The 18,834-nt window shown below is 38.7% G+C and carries 15 protein-coding genes, 3 pseudogenes and 1 other annotated feature; of the genes and pseudogenes, 4 read left to right on the plus strand and 14 right to left on the minus strand.

What is annotated here, in order from left to right:
• Positions 1–91 precede the first annotated feature (91 nt).
• Together HMPREF3103_RS06310 and HMPREF3103_RS06315 are read right to left on the minus strand one after the other, a co-directional pair.
• On the minus strand, positions 92–1,168 hold the full coding sequence (locus HMPREF3103_RS06310) for a VanZ family protein (protein ID WP_049554377.1): 1,077 nt from the start codon (positions 1,166–1,168) through the stop codon (positions 92–94).
• 309 nt (positions 1,169–1,477) lie between these two features.
• Positions 1,478–5,536: pseudogene (locus tag HMPREF3103_RS06315) on the minus strand (GbpC/Spa domain-containing protein).
• Positions 5,537–6,128: 592 nt separating this feature from the next.
• On the opposite strand from HMPREF3103_RS06315, the gene HMPREF3103_RS06320 reads away from it, so the two are divergent.
• A complete protein-coding gene (locus HMPREF3103_RS06320; protein WP_005605887.1) occupies positions 6,129–6,392 on the plus strand; it encodes a SemiSWEET family transporter in 264 nt (87 codons plus the stop codon).
• Between the two features lie 80 nt (positions 6,393–6,472).
• On the opposite strand, the gene HMPREF3103_RS06325 is transcribed toward HMPREF3103_RS06320, so the two are convergent.
• Positions 6,473–8,098, minus strand: a complete 1,626-nt coding sequence (locus HMPREF3103_RS06325; RefSeq protein ID WP_005605890.1) for a malolactic enzyme — start codon at positions 8,096–8,098, stop codon at positions 6,473–6,475.
• Positions 8,099–8,494: 396 nt separating this feature from the next.
• Here HMPREF3103_RS06325 and HMPREF3103_RS06330 point away from each other — a divergent pair.
• Positions 8,495–9,307 (plus strand): annotated as a pseudogene (locus HMPREF3103_RS06330) (ISL3 family transposase); the annotation flags it as partial.
• A gap of 81 nt (positions 9,308–9,388) precedes the next feature.
• On the opposite strand, the gene HMPREF3103_RS06335 reads toward HMPREF3103_RS06330, so the two are convergent.
• From HMPREF3103_RS06335 to HMPREF3103_RS06350, 4 genes are read right to left on the minus strand one after another with little or no spacing between them, the layout of a single operon-like run.
• Entirely contained in the window at positions 9,389–9,577 is a 189-nt protein-coding gene (locus tag HMPREF3103_RS06335; protein ID WP_005605894.1) for a hypothetical protein, read from the minus strand.
• Between the two features lie 2 nt (positions 9,578–9,579).
• A complete protein-coding gene (locus HMPREF3103_RS06340) occupies positions 9,580–9,789 on the minus strand; it encodes a helix-turn-helix transcriptional regulator (protein WP_005605896.1) in 210 nt (69 codons plus the stop codon).
• Positions 9,790–9,791: 2 nt separating this feature from the next.
• On the minus strand, positions 9,792–10,361 hold the full coding sequence (locus HMPREF3103_RS06345; protein ID WP_070438394.1) for a hypothetical protein: 570 nt from the start codon (positions 10,359–10,361) through the stop codon (positions 9,792–9,794).
• A gap of 1 nt (position 10,362) precedes the next feature.
• On the minus strand, positions 10,363–10,548 hold the full coding sequence (locus HMPREF3103_RS06350) for a hypothetical protein (RefSeq protein WP_039848823.1): 186 nt from the start codon (positions 10,546–10,548) through the stop codon (positions 10,363–10,365).
• Between the two features lie 388 nt (positions 10,549–10,936).
• On the opposite strand from HMPREF3103_RS06350, the pseudogene HMPREF3103_RS09735 reads away from it, so the two are divergent.
• Positions 10,937–11,661, plus strand: a pseudogene (locus HMPREF3103_RS09735) (tyrosine-type recombinase/integrase).
• A gap of 261 nt (positions 11,662–11,922) precedes the next feature.
• Here the strand turns inward: HMPREF3103_RS09735 and rpsI are convergent.
• The 5 genes from rpsI to infC form a co-directional block, all read right to left on the minus strand.
• Positions 11,923–12,315: a 30S ribosomal protein S9 gene (gene rpsI / locus HMPREF3103_RS06360; RefSeq protein WP_005605904.1), complete on the minus strand. Its 393-nt coding sequence runs from the start codon at positions 12,313–12,315 to the stop codon at positions 11,923–11,925.
• A 13-nt stretch (positions 12,316–12,328) separates the two neighbouring features.
• Positions 12,329–12,772 carry a 50S ribosomal protein L13 gene (gene rplM / locus HMPREF3103_RS06365; RefSeq protein ID WP_039848825.1) on the minus strand — a complete coding sequence of 148 codons (444 nt, stop codon included), beginning with the start codon at positions 12,770–12,772 and terminating at the stop codon, positions 12,329–12,331.
• An 86-nt stretch (positions 12,773–12,858) separates the two neighbouring features.
• Positions 12,859–13,218: a 50S ribosomal protein L20 gene (gene rplT, locus HMPREF3103_RS06370; RefSeq protein WP_005605911.1), complete on the minus strand. Its 360-nt coding sequence runs from the start codon at positions 13,216–13,218 to the stop codon at positions 12,859–12,861.
• A 68-nt stretch (positions 13,219–13,286) separates the two neighbouring features.
• Positions 13,287–13,487, minus strand: a complete 201-nt coding sequence (rpmI, locus tag HMPREF3103_RS06375; protein WP_005605917.1) for a 50S ribosomal protein L35 — start codon at positions 13,485–13,487, stop codon at positions 13,287–13,289.
• A 23-nt stretch (positions 13,488–13,510) separates the two neighbouring features.
• On the minus strand, positions 13,511–14,014 hold the full coding sequence (gene infC / locus HMPREF3103_RS06380) for a translation initiation factor IF-3 (RefSeq protein ID WP_005605919.1): 504 nt from the start codon (positions 14,012–14,014) through the stop codon (positions 13,511–13,513).
• 44 nt (positions 14,015–14,058) lie between these two features.
• Positions 14,059–14,187 (minus strand) — a sequence feature (ribosomal protein L20 leader region).
• Between the two features lie 178 nt (positions 14,188–14,365).
• Between infC and HMPREF3103_RS06385 the strand changes: the two genes are divergently transcribed.
• Positions 14,366–15,877: an AMP-binding protein gene (locus HMPREF3103_RS06385; RefSeq protein ID WP_070438397.1), complete on the plus strand. Its 1,512-nt coding sequence runs from the start codon at positions 14,366–14,368 to the stop codon at positions 15,875–15,877.
• A 51-nt stretch (positions 15,878–15,928) separates the two neighbouring features.
• On the opposite strand, the gene HMPREF3103_RS06390 is transcribed toward HMPREF3103_RS06385, so the two are convergent.
• A complete protein-coding gene (locus HMPREF3103_RS06390) occupies positions 15,929–17,878 on the minus strand; it encodes a S9 family peptidase (protein ID WP_070438400.1) in 1,950 nt (649 codons plus the stop codon).
• Positions 17,879–17,997: 119 nt separating this feature from the next.
• Positions 17,998–18,834: Ig-like domain-containing protein (locus tag HMPREF3103_RS06395; RefSeq protein WP_148128817.1), on the minus strand; the 837-nt coding region annotated here is incomplete at its 5' end.

The following is an 18,834-nucleotide window of genomic DNA, read 5'->3' on the forward strand; positions in this document are numbered from 1 at the left end:
CGGCCGTGTCAACTGACCTCAATTCTCTACACAAAAAAAGCACCCCAATAAATGGGATGCTAAAAATGTTAATTTCATTTTAGAAAAACGATTATGCTTTTCTATCAATTGTGCTTTGGTACTCTGCCCCTGTTAATCGGTCGAATAAGAAACGACGATTGAAGAGCGTCACGATAAGGATGATTAAGAAGTACAATACGAATACGAGTAAGGTTCCTGCAAATAATACGAGGAATTCTGGTGTTTCTGCTTCAAAGTTAAAGACATCCATGAGTGTGAGTAATCCTAGCGGAATCCAGTTGAAGTACGCGGTGATGAGGATACCTCTGAGCACTGCCCGAATAGCTTTGTTGTCTTTAAACTCCACTCCGAATTTGAGCAAGGCATTTCCGAGTGTTTTTCCATTAAAGAGTGGCACTAAAGCAAAATACAATGCAAGAAAGACTGAAACTGGAATCGTTGTATTTAAAAAGCTATACGGAACATAGATAATCGCTGCATCAATTAGAAGCGATAACATAACGCGGGTGCTCGATACCTGAGTAGCCTTCTCAAAAGATTTCTCATCAATCGCGTCTCTTGAAGGAAGAACCCAAACCGCAAGCTGGCCAATGAAGTACCCGAGTGCGCCACCCGTCGTATTTTGAATAATATCATCGATGTCGCATAGACGATAAGGGCCAGGATAAATGAAGTACAATCCAGATAATTGCGTTAACTCAAAGAATAAGCTAAGTAGCGCCGATAGTAGAATCGTCTTCTTAAGGCTACATTTGAAATAATAACGCATGTAAATCCCAAATGGTACAAGCATTAACACATTGAATGCTGGGATGTAGAACGATGGATATTTCATCGAATCAATCCATGTCGAAGGATCCGTCAGTACAAATGGGCTGTCCGTAAGAAAGTCCTTAACGAACGAAAACGGAACGAGATTTAACTTGTCTGTGTACGTCGTATGAATGGTCGCAGGGTCAGGCAGTGGCAAGTTCACTAATGAGTATGCCGCCAATAAATATAAAATAAACGAATAGAAAATAACGGTGCGTAGTTTATTCACCGAACCGTACTTCCGGTAGTTCACAATCATGTACGGAATGGTAATCACAAACGCTAAAATAGGAAATAAAATCAGTGCGATTTTAATCGTGCTAATATAAGACATAAATACTCCTCGACTAGTAAAGTTAACATCCGCATTATACCAAAATACGCGCTGTTAAATAAGTAATTCGTACAAGAATGATTAAACACCCTATAAACCGCGAAGTACTCAAAAGAAATGTCTACAGCTTTAGAAACTATTACCATTTTAGAAACAGGATTATTTTAATAACAAAGCTTTTTTCCCAAAAACAAAAAGGAATTAAGCAACAATTAGTTGCTTAATTCCTTCCTAATATTCTTCATCAACACTATTTGACAAAGAGCCAAATCAATCGTCTAACTTTTGAGAGTTAGTACACTTTTTGTGCTATTTACTTTTCTTTTTACTATCATTGTTTTTAGGTTTCCATCTAAGTAAGCCAAAACTTGTCATTGCGCTGATAAGGCCGACTAATGGCATATAGGCATTGTCTGTAACTCCTGTATTTGGGAGAGTTTCTTGACTAGAACTTGGTTGAGAACCGTTAGCTTTTGGCTGTTCCTTAACATTAGTTGGAGTCGGATCTTTAGGAGTTGTTGTCTTAACCGTATTTGAAGTGTAAGTTACTCCATTGACAGTATTGATATAAGTATTTTCAAAAGTGCCAACCGCAATACGGTTCATTTGGATATAGCTTTCAGCTTGAAAGGCTGAATCAATTGAAACAGAACGCAAGAAGTCTTCATTGAACTTAATGGCAATAGCTCCCTTAACCTCATCAACTTCTGAAGTTGTGTATTGAGTCAGTTCGGTACCCGCCTTGATGACTTTTCCGTCTTTAAGAGCAAAATCAACTTTAGCAAAGACCTTATATTGACCAGTGTATTGATCTCCTGTTTGATCATAATCATCATAGAAGTTGTACTCAAAGAGTTCATTTGAGTGGTTGTCTGGAATGAGACCACCAACTAAACGATAATTGAAAATCTTTTTCAACCCAATGGTTTGACCATCCACACTGCTGTTGTCAGTAGAATCCAAAGTAAAAGTGACATCCTTCTTAGGATCTACCTTAGGCACATTATTGACAACCACATTAGACTCATAACCGTTACCAAAATCAATTTGGTAGACTTTATTTTCATATTTTCCACCAATCTTGCCCATCTCATCCTTAACCTTCATTGGGCTAATGATGGTCAAGTCAATGCCCTTAGACACATAAGTATCATAGAAGGATTGTGGATTATCTGCTAAGAATAATTGGAAGGCACCCTTTGGTTTGATACCAGCTTTTTTCAACATATCTTGAATATGAGGATCTAATTCTGAGATATCCTTAACGTTTTTGGCTGTAATCCCAGTGACTTCTCTACCATTGGCATCCTTAATTTTAACCAAATCTAGATTCGCGTCCAGTGCTTCTTCTGGATAATCATCCACATAGAAGAACCCTTTTGCGATAGTTTCAGCGGAAGACTTGTCTCCCTTGTACTGATCTAAATCCCAAGTCAAGTTATAGTAGTTCATTGATCCTGCAAGAACATTCTTATTATCAATCACAACACCATTTTCATTCTTGTTAACCTTGTGTGGTTTAATATAATTGTTGTTTGGATTATCAGGATCATTCGGTTTACCTGGTGTGGTGACACGAACAATATTAGACTTGATACCGTAAGCTTCATTAATAGTCAATGTAAAGTTATTTGTATAGGTTGCTCCATCATTAAGAACCGTCCCTACTACTGTTGGGTAAATCGTGGCCACAGACTTGGTTAAGTCAGCATTGAACTTATCCAAGGTTTCAGCTGTCGCTTTGAAAATTACCGTATGACTGGCTTCAACATAAGTGACATCAAATCCCGGACTGGCATCTTTAGTCGCCTCCATATCAAATTGGTAACCAGATGGTAGCGGATCAACTAAGACAAAGGAAGTTGTCTCATCACGACCAGCTGGTAAATCATTTGTTTTCAATTGAAATTTCACAACAGATTGCTTAGCCACTAAGGTTTTATCGATATCAATATCATCCTTATTTCTGATTTCCTTATTTACTTGGGGTTGAACCGCCAATTTAAAGTAATGGAAATGAACAGTTGGCACAGCTGGTGGCGTTGGAAGATTTTGATAAACAGGGTCAGCTGGTGGCGTTGGAACCTCTTTATAAGTTGGCTCAACTGGTTTTTTAGGCTCCGATTGCGGCGTCGGTGGCGTCGGTGGCGTTGGCTCTGGCTTATTTGGCGTCTTAGTAGGTGGCTTTGGATCAGCCTTATACGTTGGTTCAACCGGAGTTGGTTTCAACGGACTTTCTACTTCATAAGTTGGTTCTACTGGAGCTGTTGGCTCTACTGGTGGTTCTGGTTTTTCCTTGGTAACCCTAGGCACATTGACCGCACGAATCTTACCGTTTAGTGAATACCAAATGTTTGGTCTTTTAGCTTCCGTATTATCTTTTCCAGAAACAACTGGCATTTGATTTACAGGCATTACTAGAGTAGCAGAGATAGCCCCTACTGTTACGCTATTGTTTGTACCAGACATACGGATGGCGCTAGCTCCGTACCAAGAGTTAGGTGCATCAGAACTGTCCCAACCTGATCCGTCTTCGCCGCCTCGCTTATACATAGTCCAGCGGGCACCACCCTGATCTTTCCTAAAATTGAGGGTATCAGTTGCGTAAATTTTGCCCTCTTTTTCTCCAATAGAAGAACCTGAAATCTTAACGAAGGTTCCAGTATAGTCCTTAGCCATCTCAATGGAGTTATGTTCTCGGTTGAGGGAAGCAACAGATAGAAGCGCATTGTCAAAATCAATCGGATTGCCATCTTCATCATAGAAGGTGAATTCATTTTTAATAAAAATGGATGTGTCCTTTTCAGCTACACCATTATAAGCAGAGGCAAAGACACCTAGAGTTGGATCGGTAAAGATACCTAACCAAGCCTTGTCCACATTTTTGAATTTTGAGTCGGAATCAAGTGTATACTTGAAGACGACCTTAGAAATCTTTTTACCATTATAGTAAGATTTTTCAAGATTTGTATAGGTTGCTGTCACGCTTTGACCGCGTTCCAAGAGGACAGATGCAAATTTTACCTCTGTGCTATTGCCGACAGTAGTTGTCCAGCCAGCCTTATCCCCGAAATTGCCGTAAAGTTCCATGGATGAAGCCACGTCATCGGCTTGTTGAAGGTAACTAACATTAAGATTATCAGGCTGAAGAACTTTTTTAGAATATTGAGCTGTATCATGACTGAAGGCCTCATCAACTGCAGAAGCTTTCAGCATTTTTCCATTAGTTGTCAATGATAACTGGGCATTTGGCTCTGAATCATAAACTAAATTTTGAGCAGACGGCTCTGTCAAGTTACCATCTTCGTTTTTATGATTTTGAAGTTCTGCAAGAGCAGCCTTGATGGCAGCTTGTTCGTCTTTATACTCTTGCAATTTTCTTGGATAATCTGCTAAATCTTTTTGATATTTAGCAAGAGCTGACTGATACTTAAGTAACTTAGCTGCATAGTCAGCCTTAGCTTGTGCGTTGCGCTGTTTGATTGCTTCGTTCTCAGCTTTGATTTCATTATTTTTAGCGGTAATTTCAGCAAGAGCTTTCTCGTAAGCAGCTTTAGCATCTGCATTTTCCTTTTTCACACGTGCCAATTCAGCATTATAAGCATCTAATTTAGCTTGGTAGTCCGCATCATTGTCGGCATTTGCTTTTTGAATAGCCGCTAACTCTTTATCATAGGCTTCTTTTGCAGCCTCATAGGAAGCTTGAGCATCCGTATTCGCTTTTTGGACATCAGCTAAATCTTTTTGATATTGTGCTAATTTTGCATCATACTCCGCTTTGGCAGCTGCATTAGCATTGGTAATACGTTCGACCTCAGCCTTGTGTGCAGCCATATCTTTTTCATACTGATCTTATGTTGCCTTATTTTCCGCATTGATACGATCAGTCTCTTTTTGATTAGAAGCTACGTCAGCCTTGTATTGTTCAGTTACTTTCTTGATTTCTTCTGCTTGCTTTGCATAATCGTCTTTGATTTCTGTCTCTTTTTGATTAGCTTCTTCAGCCGTTTTTACTGTTCCTTTGTCAACAGTCTCATCTTTTTCAACTTTAACACCGGCATTTTTAGCATTTTCAACAGCTTGATCAACATCTGTTGTTGGTACTTTTACTGGGACTGAACCCGTTGTTTGACCAGCCTGTGCTTGACTTTCAATAGCTTCATTACTAGGATTTGCTTGAGCCTCTGGTAGATTCGTTGCGGGATTTCCCGTCGCAGTAGAAGTATCTACTCCACTCACAGTTGTTGCTTCGTCAGCAAAGACATTTTGTCCTGCTACAGAGATTGTTGCTACTACTCCTAGAACTGCACCACACAGTGATTTACAAATTTTACTTTTACGATAACCGTAAGTTTGTTTCAATTTCATACATCCTCCAAAATGATATAGATTATCAAAATATAATCATAATTTATTCCATAACATTATAATGGTTCTATTTTGATTTATCAAATACTATGCTATATAAACTAATTTTTTTTTGTAAAATAAAATCGTATAGACGATATATAAAAAATAATAATCATTAAAATCGAATTCTAAAGTACCTTTCTAGAATAGTGTTTTTGAATATGATTATAAGAAAAAATACTTCAACTATGGGATGCTTTGAATACGTCTTCGCAATAGAACGATATTAACATTTTGAGGCTAGGGCTCCCGCCCGTCGCACCCATGGCTGTAAGTTGCTAAAGCAACAACACCCATGTGAATTGACTAGCTTTACGAGGTTTCTTAAGACCTGGTTTGAACAGTCTTGTTTTTAGGACAGCTTAAAATCACTTAATAGCAACCGTCAGAAGAGTTTCTTCTGATTTCGATTTCAATAAAATAAGAATAGATGTATCTAAAATAGGGAAATTTCTTAACGCAAAACTTTCAATTCTATCCTCTTCCTTCTTATCTTAATATTGGCTGTATCTTTTCCTTACTGATATAATAAAACCTCAGGAGGGATTGTATGTCTAAACAAAAAATTAATCGCTTTGTCGGATCTATTGGAGCTTTTGTTGGTGTCCTTGTCTTTATTGCATATATTCCACAAATTATCGCTAACTTACAAGGAGCAAAAGCTCAACCATTCCAACCACTATTCGCAGCGGCTTCTTGTTTAATTTGGGTAATCTATGGTTGGACAAAAGAACCTAAAAAAGACTGGATCCTTATCATTCCCAATGCAGCTGGTGTGATATTAGGCGGTTTAACTTTTATTACTTCTTTATAAAAATGATATAAACAAAACCAGCAACTTCATAAAAAAAGTTGCTGGTTTTTTCTGCTCTATCGGTAGACAGCAGAAATGAATTATTTATACTCTGGATACCACTTCAAATCACGAACTGCTTTGGCCATATCTGTTTCCTTAGCACGCGCAAGACCTTGCTCTTGTGCTTTTTTAGCGACTGCTTCAGCTACTTTAATAGAAACATCTGCTACATACTTGAATGGTGGCAAGACAGGAGCTCCTGGTTGGCCTGGATTGACAATACCACTCAATGAATGAGCCGCTGCTCCAATCATTTCATCCGTCAAAAGACTTGCTTCAGAAGCCAACATACCTAGACCAAGACCTGGGTAAATCAAGGCATTATTTGCTTGACCAATCACATAGTCTACACCTTTATAAGAAACCGTATCAGCAGGAATTCCTGTTGCGACAAATGCTTTTCCATCTGACCATTCAATCAAATCTTTGGCACTAGCTTCTGCCAATTTGGTTGGATTTGACAAGGGGAAGATCATTGGACGTTCTGTGTTTTCGCACATAGCTTCTACTATTTCTTTAGTGAAGGTATTCGGTTGAGTTGAGGTTCCTACAAGAATGGTTGGCTTCACAGTCTTCACTACTTCAAGCAGGTCAGTCAACTTGTCTGCGTTACTAAAGTCAGCACGTTTCTTAGCAAATGGTTTTTGCTCTGGTGTCAAGTCATCCATGTCATCAAAGAGAAGACCTTGTTTATCAACCATAAAGAAACGTTTATAAGCTTCTTCTTCGGAGAGACCTTCACTCACCATTTCACGAAGAACACGAGAGGCAATTCCTGCACCCGCAGTACCACCACCATAGCAGAGATAAACTTGATCTGTTAATTTTTCACCACTAATATCCAGCGAACCAAAGATTCCACCCAAGGTAACAATTCCTGTACCTTGAATATCATCATTAAAGGTCGGAATTTGTTTCCGGTACTTTTCAAGAATATTCGCAGCATTCAAGCGACCGAAGTCTTCCCAGTGAAGGTAGAGTTTAGGAAAGAGACGTTCTGCTGTTTGAACGAATTGGTCAATGAAGTCGTAGTAACGATCTCCGCGGACCCGTTCGTGACGATTTCCTAAGTAATTAGGATTGTTACGAAGTTCTTCACGGTTAGTCCCTGCATCAATGACTAAAGGAAGGACCATCGAAGGATCGATTCCAGCAGCACCCGTATAGACCATCAATTTCCCAACAGAAATATCGACACCATTTGTTCCCCAGTCTCCAATTCCAAGGATTCCTTCTGCATCTGTTACAACAATGAGTCGAATCTCGCGACTCCCGGCAGCATTTTTCAAAGTGGCTTCAATATTTTCAGGATGATTAATATCAAGATATCCCGCATATTGTGGATCTACAAAGAGATCACTATAGCCTTCAATCGTATCTGCAATGGTTGGGTCATATACAATTGGATTGAATTCTTCTAAATGTTGAGAAAAAAGGTAATAGAAAAGAGTCCGGTTGGTATTAAAAATTTCCATTAAGAAAAGACGTTTTTCCAAATCATTGGCTTTTGTTTGCATTTGTGCATAAGTTTGCGCCGCTTGTTCTTCAATCGTTTGAATATAAGGTGGCAGTAAACCAATAAGGCCTAGTTCCTTTCGCTCCTCTAAGGTAAAGGCAGTTCCCTTATTAAGGAAAGGATTGTTTAAAATATCATGTGCAGTCATAGTACAACCTCCTTCTTACTAATATTGTACTACTGAAATGAATTGTCTACAAAACATTTTTATATAAATTACAATCGTATACGCATATGTTGTAATGAATCTACGAGAACAATTTTCTAATAAGCTCTTTTATACTTAAAATACTATTATTGATGACACTTTAAGTTGTTTTATAAATTTCTGAACTCATCAAACCCCAGGCATGTACTCTTTCCTAAAAGTTTCGAGAAAAAGAAACTAATCATACAAATTAGCAATGCTAATTAAGATAAATATCATACAATTTGGATAAAATTGACACCAATTAACACCATTAAATAGACTAGTCCCCCATCTCAAATATTGAACTGCACCCCAAAAGTTAGACACAAAAAATCTAACTTTTGGGGTGCAGTTCACCTTCCAGAACACTTGAGTTGGGATGAATATAGCTTCAAGAAAGGAAAGATGAGCTTTATTGCACAGGACTACGATACAAGAAAGATCCTAGCTATCTTAGATGGACGGACTCAAGCAACTATTCGCAATCATTTCCTTCGGTATTCTAGACAGGTAAGAAGTCGCGTGAAAGTCATTACCATAGACATGTTTAGTTCCTACTACGATATTGCTAGAAAATTTTTTCCAAATGCTAAAATCGTTCTCGATCGCTTTCATATTATCCAGCATCTCAGTCGAGCAATGAATCGCGTACGCATCCAAATTATGAATCAGTTTGATAGAAGATCGCACGAATATAAAGCACTGAAACGTTACTGGAAACTCATTCAACAGGATAACTATACGCTGAGCAGTAAACGATTTTATCGTCCAACATTTCAGTCGCATTTAACCAATAAAGAGATTCTCGAAAAACTTCTCTCTTACTCTCAAGATCTTAGAGATCACTATGAACTCTATCAACTCTTACTGTTTCATTTTCAAGAGAAGCACGCTGATTATTTCTTTGAATTAATCAAGGAAACTATTTCTTCTGTCAATCCAATCTTCCAGACCATTTTTAGGACCTTTTTGAGAGATCAGGATAAGATCATTAATGCACTTGTACTTCCCTACTCAAACGCAAAACTTGAGGCCACAAATATCCTCATCAAAGTCATTAAGCGAAATGCTTTTGGCTTCCGGAACTTTGAAAATTTTAAAACGAGAATTCTCATTGCTTTGAATATCAAAAAGGAGAGAACCAATTTGGTCCTCTCCAGGTTGTAACTTTTTATCAACCCACTACAGTTGACAAAGAGCCGATTTTCTAGGCCTTTTTAGCATATTTAAAACCACAATTAGAATCGCTTATAATTTTTCAACATCCTTCACAAAACTTCTATGAACAGTACCACAATTTTGACAAATTTCATGATAGAGGGCAATACCTCCTGAAACGAATTTAGCCTCTTCACTGACTAATCCTGCATAACCTTTCAGTTGTTTTTTTACGACAAATTGGTCAGCACCACAGTGGGTACAAATTTGTTTTTTCATGACTAGACCTCCTCATTTAAGCGGAAAATATCTTCAACGGACATGCCAAAGACACGTGCGATTTTAAGCGCCATTTCAAGCGAAGGGTTATATCGATTATTCTCCAAGTGGAGAATAGTTTCCCGTCGTACACCAATCTTATCCGCCAATTCTTGCTGGGTCATGCGGGAGTCTTCTCGGATGGCTTTTAAGTTTGTTAGAATTTTTCCCATATCTAACCCCTCTTTTCAAATATGAGGAAAAACAGGTCAAAAAACACAATCATGGATGCAGTAAAAATCAAAACCATGCCTGTTCTTAGGGTGAAGGGAAGGAAAAATGTTACTATGCTCAACACTATCAGAGATAGAACTATCAGTACCAGGGTTGTGCAGGCTGCCTTTGCCAAGTTCATATAGAAACGCTCGTCTGCTTGTTCATCAACTTTTTTTAATGCAAAATAGAGAAAGCAAAGAATGAGGACAAACAAGCCAGAACCTAGAAAAAGGTATTTCAGCCAGATAGGACTAGTAGCTGGTGTGATTATCCAGATACCTTTAGTGTAAATGGCCATAGCGGAAAATAAGGTCATACCATACAACTTCTCTGTCAGTCCAAAATACTTTTCCTCGTCTTCTTGAGATTGTGCCTTGGAAACAAGCCAGAAAATAAGTCCTTGCATGGTAATCGTGACTAGAAAAACAGTGTGTTTTACCCAGGGGGAATTACTTGGCGGAGTTAATAGCCACAGTAGTAGCATAACAGGTAACCAAGTCCAAATTAACCATTTTTTGATGTGTTTCATCTTATTCTTCTTTCCTGTCTTTAAAGTAGAAGGCAGAAAATCCAATGGCACTACCGATAATTGGTGTAAGGCTAATCAATATTTTAGCCAAAAGACTGAGGTTTGTAGCTAGAAAAACGTAGCTAATAACGAAAAGATTAGTCATTAGTGTCGAAATGATGAGCCCTATTTTTTGTGATTTAAACATGATGTATTCCTCCTTTGTTAGAAATAGTTCACATTGAACAGTAAAATTTTTAGGCTTGTGCCTAATGGCAGATTTTCTTGTAAGAAAAGATTGGTGACTGTAGCATTTGTTATAAATATCTCACATCTACGTTATAATTATATCACATTAAAAAAGAGAATACAAGTATTAAATCAAAAGATATTTTCTAATCTTTTTTCAATCAGACAAAATTCAGCCAGAAGAATAGTTTAAGCAAGAAAAAAGCCCAGAAACGTTGGTTTCAGGCTCTATAATTTCTGTAGTGGGTAAAACCACTGTAGGAATTATGGAGTCTATTTTGTTGTAGAAAAAAGCCTCATAATACCTATAATGAAAAAGTGACCAAACCCTCATTAGAAAGAATCTTATGGAACAATTAAATTTTATCACAAACATACTTGGAATTAATGACAAAAACATTATTATCTTAGTTTATCTTGATGCTGGAACGCATAAAGAAGTCATTGCTAAGCTCGATTATCCTCCCTCTAAATGTCACAACTTCAAGGACAAATGACTAAATATGCCTTTCAAAAAGAATCCAAAATCCCCTACCTCGATTGTGCTGGCTACAAGACTCTCATTCGATTGAGAAAACGCCGTTTCCGCTGTAAAGACTGTAGAAAAATAGCCATCGCAGAGACTTCCTTAGTCAAGAAGAATCACCAGATCGCAACCATAGTCAAAAAATCAATCTTTTATTGTCATTTTTTAGAATTTCATCAATCTTTTTTATGGAAAATAGAACAAAAAAAGCAACTAAAGCTATTTGGAATCAGACAGAATGAAAAGCAATTCGTTTTCACATACAACAATAGAAAAAACGGTATTAACGTTCCACTTCATATTGATTATCTTAATCATCGAATGAATACTATTCGAAGAAGACATCCGGAACTTCCTCCAGCATCTCCTCACAAATTAAGACACACTGGAGCAACTTTGGCAAGACGGGCTGGAACATCATTAAATGCTATTTCAGAAGCACTTACTCATAGTGACATCCAAATAACGAAGACTTATGTTAATACTACAGAAACAGTAAATCAAACAGCAGGAGAAATAGCCTTTAGAAGTCTCAAAAAGCAATAGGGTGAACTTGGGGTGAATTTTGGGGTGAACTTTAGTTTTTTGAACAAAAAAAGACATCCAAGAGAAAATTCTTGAATGTCTGTAAACGTTGATATAATCGTGTTGATTAACGTTTTGAGGCTAGGGCTCCGCCCGTCGCACCCATGGCTGTAAGTTGCTAAAGCAACAACACCCATGTGAATTGCGTTCGTCAGTTCTCAACAAAAAAAGCACCCTGTATATACAGAGTGCTTTGAGTTTGTAATAAATACTTGTAAAAAATTAACGTTTTGAGAACTGACTCGCTTTACGAGCTTTCTTAAGACCTGGTTTTTTACGTTCTTTCATACGTGGGTCACGTGTTAATAAGCCAGCAGCTTTTAACACTCCACGGAAGTCAGGGTCAACTGTTAATAATGCACGAGCGATTCCGTGACGGATAGCTCCTGATTGACCTGTGAATCCACCACCGTTAACGTTCACTAAAACGTCGTATGAACCTAAAGTTTCAGTTAAGTTTAAAGGTTGTTTGATTACTTCGTGTAAGTAAGCAAATGGGATATATTCTTCGATTGATTTTTTGTTAATTGTAATGTTTCCTGTCCCTGGTACTAAGATAACACGGGCAGTTGAGTTTTTACGGCGTCCAGTGCCGCGGTATTGTGCTTGAGCCAATGCTTTTTCCTCCTTAGATTAGTGATTGGATGTCTACTGCTACTGGTTGTTGTGCAGCATGTGGATGTTCAGCTCCACCGTAAACATGTAATTTAGTAAATTGACGACGACCTAATGAGTTCTTAGGTAACATGCCTTTGATTGATAATTCAACTAATTTACGAGAGTTATTAGCACGTAATTCACCAGCTGTACGAGCAGTCAATCCACCAGGGTGGTTTGAGTGGTGATAGTAAACTTTATCAGTTGCTTTTTTACCTGTTAAGGCAACTTTGTCAGCGTTGATGATGATTACGAAATCACCTGTATCAACGTTAGGTGTAAATGTTGGTTTGTTTTTTCCACGTAAAATGCTTGCTGCAACAGCTGAAAGACGTCCTAATGGCACATCAGTAGCGTCGATAACAACCCAGTTACGTTCTGTAGTGCTAGCTTTAGCCATGTATGTTGTACGCACGATTGTTTCCTCCAATTTCTTTCTTGGTATTCTTCACATTGAGTTTAACGGGGCTCAAATGTGGATCTATTATCTAGAAAATAAAATTATTTTGCTAATGCTTCTTTAGCTTTGTCTGCTAATACTGTGAATGCAGCTGCATCGTTAACTGCTAAGTCAGCTAACATTTTGCGGTTCATTTCGATACCAGCTAATTTTAAGCCGTGCATTAATTTGCTGTAGCTTAATCCGTTTAAACGAGCTGCCGCATTGATACGTGCGATCCATAATTTACGGAAGTCACGTTTCTTTTGACGACGGTCACGGTAAGCATACATATATGATTTCATGACTGCTTGTTTAGCTGTTTTAAATAATTTTGATTTCGCTCCGTAGTAACCTTTTGCTAATTTTAAAACGCGGTTACGACGACGACGAGTAACTGTTCCACCTTTAACACGTGGCATAATTAATTCCTCCTTGGTCTATCAGTCTCTTGCGACTGGCTTGAAAATGTAATAGTTTGCGTGCTGAATTAACGCATTTGACTTAATTGTTGTTTAATACGTTTGATGTCAGTAGCGTGAACCATTGTTTGTTTACGCAAGTGACGACGTTGTTTTTTAGTTTTGCCATGGAAACGGTGGCTTGTGAAGGCTTGAGAACGTTTTAATCCTCCACCACCTGTACGTTTGAAACGTTTAGCTGAACCACGGTGTGTTTTTTGTTTTGGCATGAGACTTTCCTCCTGTTACTTTTTTACTTATCATTCTTAGGTGCTAACATCAAGAACATGCTTCGTCCGTCCATTTTAGCCTTTTGTTCAACTGTTGCGATTTCAGAAACTTGTTCTGCTAAACGCTCGAGAACTTTTTGGCCAATCTCTTTATGAGTAATGGCACGACCTTTGAAGCGAATGCTTGCTTTGACTTTATCACCTTTTTCAAGGAACTTGATCGCCGCTTTTAACTTCGTATTAAAGTCGTTCTCATCAATTGTAGGGCTTAGACGCACTTCTTTGATATTGATGACTTTTTGGTTTTTGCGAGCTTCTCGTTCTTTTTTCTGCTGTTCAAAACGATATTTACCATAATCCATGATTCTGGCAACTGGCGGTTTTGCGTTTGGCGAAACTAATACTAGATCAAGTCCAGCTTGTTCTGCTAAACGTAAAGCATCATTTTTCGTTTGAACACCAATTTGTTCACCGTTATTGTCAATAACACGTAACTCACGAGCGCGAATTCCATCATTGACCATCATATCTTTTGCTATGATATTCACCTCCAAGAATATTTGAGAGAAAAAAAGCAAAAAAGCAACGGAAGTAATCGAATACTCCCGCTGCCAATGTCTTTTTAAAACTTGAACATTTCCTATCAGCCCAAGGACCCTTGTCAACTTAGGCGAGAAGCGGGATGCTTCTGCTTGTTTTCTCAACTCCAATAGTCTACCAAATAATAGAGAATCTGTCAATACATATCTCTTTACTGGCAACCTATCGATTAACTTTTAATAATATACCTTTCTAGCTTGCTTTTGTCAATATTTTTAGTCACATTGTTTTCCCTTTTTGTGACTGATATAATAAATATCAATGAAAGGAGTTTTGTTATGTCATTTAAACCACTGCAACTCTATAAAAACTATAAAGAAGCTTGCGAAAAATTTCCTGACTGCTCTATTTTTGTAGATACTAAAACATCTGCTTTTCCAGAATTAGGTACCCAAACAACGTATGAAGCCACTCATGCATCGATTGTCAAGCGCGCCCGTCAATTAGCAACTCTTGGGGTTCGACAAGGCGATAAAGTTCTCCTCTATAAGAGTTCCTCTGTAGATACGTACTGGCTTGCAGTTAGTGTATGCTATCTTGGCGCTATTCCAGTGATGACTTCATTTCATCTTTCTAGTGAAGTTATTGAGATTTTCTCTGAGCGCTTAGAAAAGCCATGGATTCTGTTTGACGACGTTACTGCTGAAAGAATTACCTCTTTACCTGAAGAGGTGAAAAAACGTGCGTTCTCAGTTAGTGATGTCCTCCAGGCCGATGAAGCGGATGTTGATTTTAATCCACTACCAGACACCGAGATTAGTTACATGACGCATACTAGTGGAACGACTGGCGTGCCCAAACTCATTGCTCATTCTGCAATTAGTATGGGGTGGCGAATTGCCTTCCAACAAAGCATCATGGAGAAAATGGACCGTGTTGATTTATTGGCTTTCCATATTTCACCCGTTCATTCCCGCTTTAATATTGGTATGTCTTCGCTCATGAATCTTGGCTATCCTTATTTCTATATTGCTGATCCAAGTGTTCAAAATGTAGAGAAGGTTTTACAGCATCACTCTCCTCTTGCGATTGAGACACATCCGAATAATTTTGTCCAGTGGGCTCACCTTGCAAAAGAGAAACCTCATTTATTTGAAAATACACGTTACTATCACTCTACTTTTGACGCAATTAATAAAGAAATAATGGCTACTTTCTTACGAACCAATAAAGAAGGCAATGGTATTTACTTACAAATCTACGGTCAAAGTGAATGTGGGCCAGCGATTGTGCGGAAACATACCCTTGAAAGTCTTCCTACTACAGATGTTCGAAATATGGGCGTTGGTTATCTTGATTTCACAAAAGCGCGAATTGCAAATGAACACGGGACTCCTCTTCCAGTAAATACTCCAGGAAATATCCATTTGTTTTCCAAAGGACGTGCTGTGACTTACTATAAAGAGGAAGACCGATTCAATGCGAATGTCTACGGCGACTGGTGGGATACTGGTGACTATGGATATATCAACGAATCGGGAGAACTCATCTTGCAAGACCGTCAAGTTGATTTAGTCGAATCTCTACCAAGTACGCTTGCCATCGAAGACTTCTTGCTCGATACTCACGATTGGATTGAAGAAATCGTCATTGTAAAAGATCCAAATGGCTATCCTCAACCAGTTGTGGCGGTGAAAGGTGATGGCGAATTCCTATGGGATGCATGGTGGAAAACACTCGTGAACCTTCCCCACTTAAACGAACCGATTATCCTACCGTTTGACGAATTCCCACGAACTGCCACGATGAAAGTCCAACGTCGTGCACTCGAACAACAACTATTTCAATAAAATAAAGAGTCGTATTTCGATATGAAATACGACTCTTTTTCTATTCAATGGTTATTTTGAATACTCCTCAAACCAGTCCGTAATAGCTTTTAGACGTTCTTGACGAAGATTTGGTAATCCTTGACGAGAGAGTCCATGACTAGACTGTGGGAAGAGAATCATTTTTGTAGGCACATTGTTTTTACGCATGGCCATATACATTTGCTCCCCTTGCTCTTGTGGGCAACGTAAGTCACTTTGTCCGTGTAAAACAAGCAATGGAGTTTTTGCGTTTTTGGCATGAGCTACTGGTGACATTTCCCATAGGCGTTTAGGATTATGAATGTCATCAAGCAATTGTTTTTCCACGAAGAATTGTCCAATATCACTTGTGCCGTAGAAGCTAATCCAGTTGCTGATAGAACGTTGTGTGACGGCTGCACGGAAGCGGTCCGTATGCGTTACAATCCAGTTTGTCATGAATCCGCCATAACTTCCTCCAGCAACATATAATTGGTCCGCATCGACTTCAGGATGTGTTTCTAAGATATAGTCTACCCCCATCATTAAGTCGTCGAAATCATGGTTCCCGTAGTCGCCAAGAATACTCTTCACGAAGTTCTGTCCGTAAGTATTACTTCCGCGTGGGTTAATCATGATGACTCCGTAGCCTTTAGCAGCAAGTGCTTGCATTTCATGGAAGAAACTTTCTCCGTAAGCCACTTGCGGTCCACCATGTACATAGAGAATTGCCGCGTGCTTATCTTTCTTTTCGACTGGTGGCATATACCATCCGTGGATATCCCAGTTGTCGTAACCTTTATACGTAAAGCGTTCAGGCGTTGTAACGATATGTTCCGCCAAGTATGCTTCATTTGGATTATAAAGGTTTGTAATTTCTCCAGTGGTTAAATCCAATTTTGCTAACGCGCTTGGAAGTGTCGTCGTTGAATAAGTGATAACCAGCTCTTTTTCTGAGATGATTTTGGCTCCTGTAATATGAACCTCTTTATCAAAAAGAACTTCATTTCTTCCATCTAAGAAGAGACGGTATAAGACGATTTTCCCTTCCACACTCGCACTTACAAGGAAGCTTTCCTCATCCATCCATTGAGGTTCAACTCCAGTAACCGATTGTTGGAAGTCAGCAACTAGCCAGTCTCCCCATTCCACATCTAATCCAGACGTTAAATTTAAAATACTTCCTTCTGAACCTGGTTGACCTTCTTTATTGAATACGATGTCTACTTGTGTAACAAAACCGTGTTCCCCTGAATTATAAGCTAAAATAACTCCTTCTTTTGAATCCAACATATAGCGGTAAGACTCATCTGTTCCAGCTTCAAGAATAGGATGAATATCCCCAGTGGCCACATCCACATAGCAAGCCTCTGCACTATCTAATGTCCAACGAATATTAGATAAATCACGGTCTACAACAAGGCTTCCTCCATCATGTAACACATCCCTGAACAATATAGAATCTTCAGTTTCAAAAAGTGTCTTCACTTCTTTAGTAGCTACTTCTACCTGTTTAATTTGGGTTGTTTCTTTATTCGGTAAGAAGCTTCCTCCATCGAATCGATACGTTGTTTTTTCAACGATGATCGGTTGAGGGAATTCTTCTTTCTTTTCTTCTTCATCAGCTTTAGTCGTTTGATAATATATAGACTGACTATCCTTTCCCCAAACATATACGGAAACACCTTTTTTCTCCTGTGTCAGAGCGATGGCTTTCCCACCTGTTACAGCTTGAATCTTCAATTGAGGAGTTTTATCTTCTCCTTCATTACTGACAAAACTAATCCACTTCCCATCCGGCGATACTTGAAGCGATGAATTGACCGTTCCATCATCTCCGTAAGGTACTTTTCCTTCGTTAGTGTACTTATAAATAGCTGTTTCATAAGTATTCTTCTTTTCATTCATCTTCGTTTCTGTAAAGAAGATGTCCCCTCCAGCCACAACCGGTTGAGCTACGTTTTTTAATTCAAATAGATCTTTTTGTTCGATTTTCTTCATATTATCACTCCTTTTGCGCGTGTACTCTTTCAGTCTACTCTTATAAAGAAAGTTTTGCAACGGCAAACAAAAAGCGCGAGACTATCTTTTCTAGTCTCACGCTTCATTTGATTGATTGGTTATGCTTCTTGTTCGTCGTCTTTTTTACGAGAAGACGCTACTAATCCAACAGAAGCTAGAATACTTAATGCTGCTGCACTAAACAATCCAAATTCATCACCAGTACCAGTATTTGGTAATTCTGGTTGAGAAGCCTGTGGATGTTGTTCAATTGGCATAACTGGTGCTGGCGTAACCGTTGCAGTGTAATTTGCTTTTACTACTGTTCCATTTACGTCTACACGTTGAATCGTTACGGTTGGAGCTACCCCTGTAAAGCCAGCTTCCGGAACAAAAGTAATCATTCCGTCTGGAGCAACAGTGAAGGTTCCAACTCCAGGAATCACTTTAGTCGTTGTTCCATCTTCAAAGGTTGCTGGAACTGAATCATCTAGAGGGACCTCTGGATCCCCTGCTTCAAACTTAGGTTTTGCAGTTTGCGTTTTGCCTTGAACATCCGTTGTCACTTCATCCTTAGAAGAAGGAGTAACAGAAGTTACAGTTGGCGTATATTTCGCAGTTACTGGAGTACCATTGGCATCTTTAGCTTGGACAGTGACACCTTCTGGTGTTCCAACAAAGTCTTTATTCGGAGTGAACGTTACTTCTCCTGTCTTTGGATTTAATTTATACGTTCCGACTTGTTTACCATCTTTCATCGCTGGTAATTCTGTCTTATCTGTTGGGTCTCCTGTTTCTGGGTCGATGAATTTCGCTGGTTGATCACCATCGATTTTCATTGGAACGTCTGGATCTCCCGCTGTAAATTGCAGTGTTTCCTTTTGTTCTTTCCCTTGTTTTCCACTCGATGTTTTATCTTCACCTCTTGGCGTTACTTCCGTTACGGTTGGTGTGTA

The sequence above is a fragment of the Granulicatella sp. HMSC30F09 genome (assembly GCF_001806915.1).
In the GTDB taxonomy this organism is placed as follows: Bacteria; Bacillota; Bacilli; order Lactobacillales; family Aerococcaceae; genus Granulicatella; species Granulicatella adiacens.

Excerpts from the sequence above, each read along its gene's own strand:
- HMPREF3103_RS06385 (WP_070438397.1), top strand. The coding sequence starts at position 14,366 with ATGTCATTTAAACCACTGCAACTCTATAAAAACTATAAAGAAGCTTGC.
- infC (WP_005605919.1), bottom strand. The coding sequence starts at position 14,014 with ATGATGGTCAATGATGGAATTCGCGCTCGTGAGTTACGTGTTATTGAC.
- HMPREF3103_RS06325 (WP_005605890.1), bottom strand. The coding sequence starts at position 8,098 with ATGACTGCACATGATATTTTAAACAATCCTTTCCTTAATAAGGGAACT.
- rplT (WP_005605911.1), bottom strand. The coding sequence starts at position 13,218 with ATGCCACGTGTTAAAGGTGGAACAGTTACTCGTCGTCGTCGTAACCGC.
- HMPREF3103_RS06345 (WP_070438394.1), bottom strand. The coding sequence starts at position 10,361 with ATGAAACACATCAAAAAATGGTTAATTTGGACTTGGTTACCTGTTATG.
- HMPREF3103_RS06310 (WP_049554377.1), bottom strand. The coding sequence starts at position 1,168 with ATGTCTTATATTAGCACGATTAAAATCGCACTGATTTTATTTCCTATT.
- HMPREF3103_RS06335 (WP_005605894.1), bottom strand. The coding sequence starts at position 9,577 with ATGAAAAAACAAATTTGTACCCACTGTGGTGCTGACCAATTTGTCGTA.
- HMPREF3103_RS06340 (WP_005605896.1), bottom strand. The coding sequence starts at position 9,789 with ATGGGAAAAATTCTAACAAACTTAAAAGCCATCCGAGAAGACTCCCGC.
- HMPREF3103_RS06390 (WP_070438400.1), bottom strand. The coding sequence starts at position 17,878 with ATGAAGAAAATCGAACAAAAAGATCTATTTGAATTAAAAAACGTAGCT.
- HMPREF3103_RS06320 (WP_005605887.1), top strand. The coding sequence starts at position 6,129 with ATGTCTAAACAAAAAATTAATCGCTTTGTCGGATCTATTGGAGCTTTT.
- rpmI (WP_005605917.1), bottom strand. The coding sequence starts at position 13,487 with ATGCCAAAACAAAAAACACACCGTGGTTCAGCTAAACGTTTCAAACGT.
- HMPREF3103_RS06350 (WP_039848823.1), bottom strand. The coding sequence starts at position 10,548 with ATGTTTAAATCACAAAAAATAGGGCTCATCATTTCGACACTAATGACT.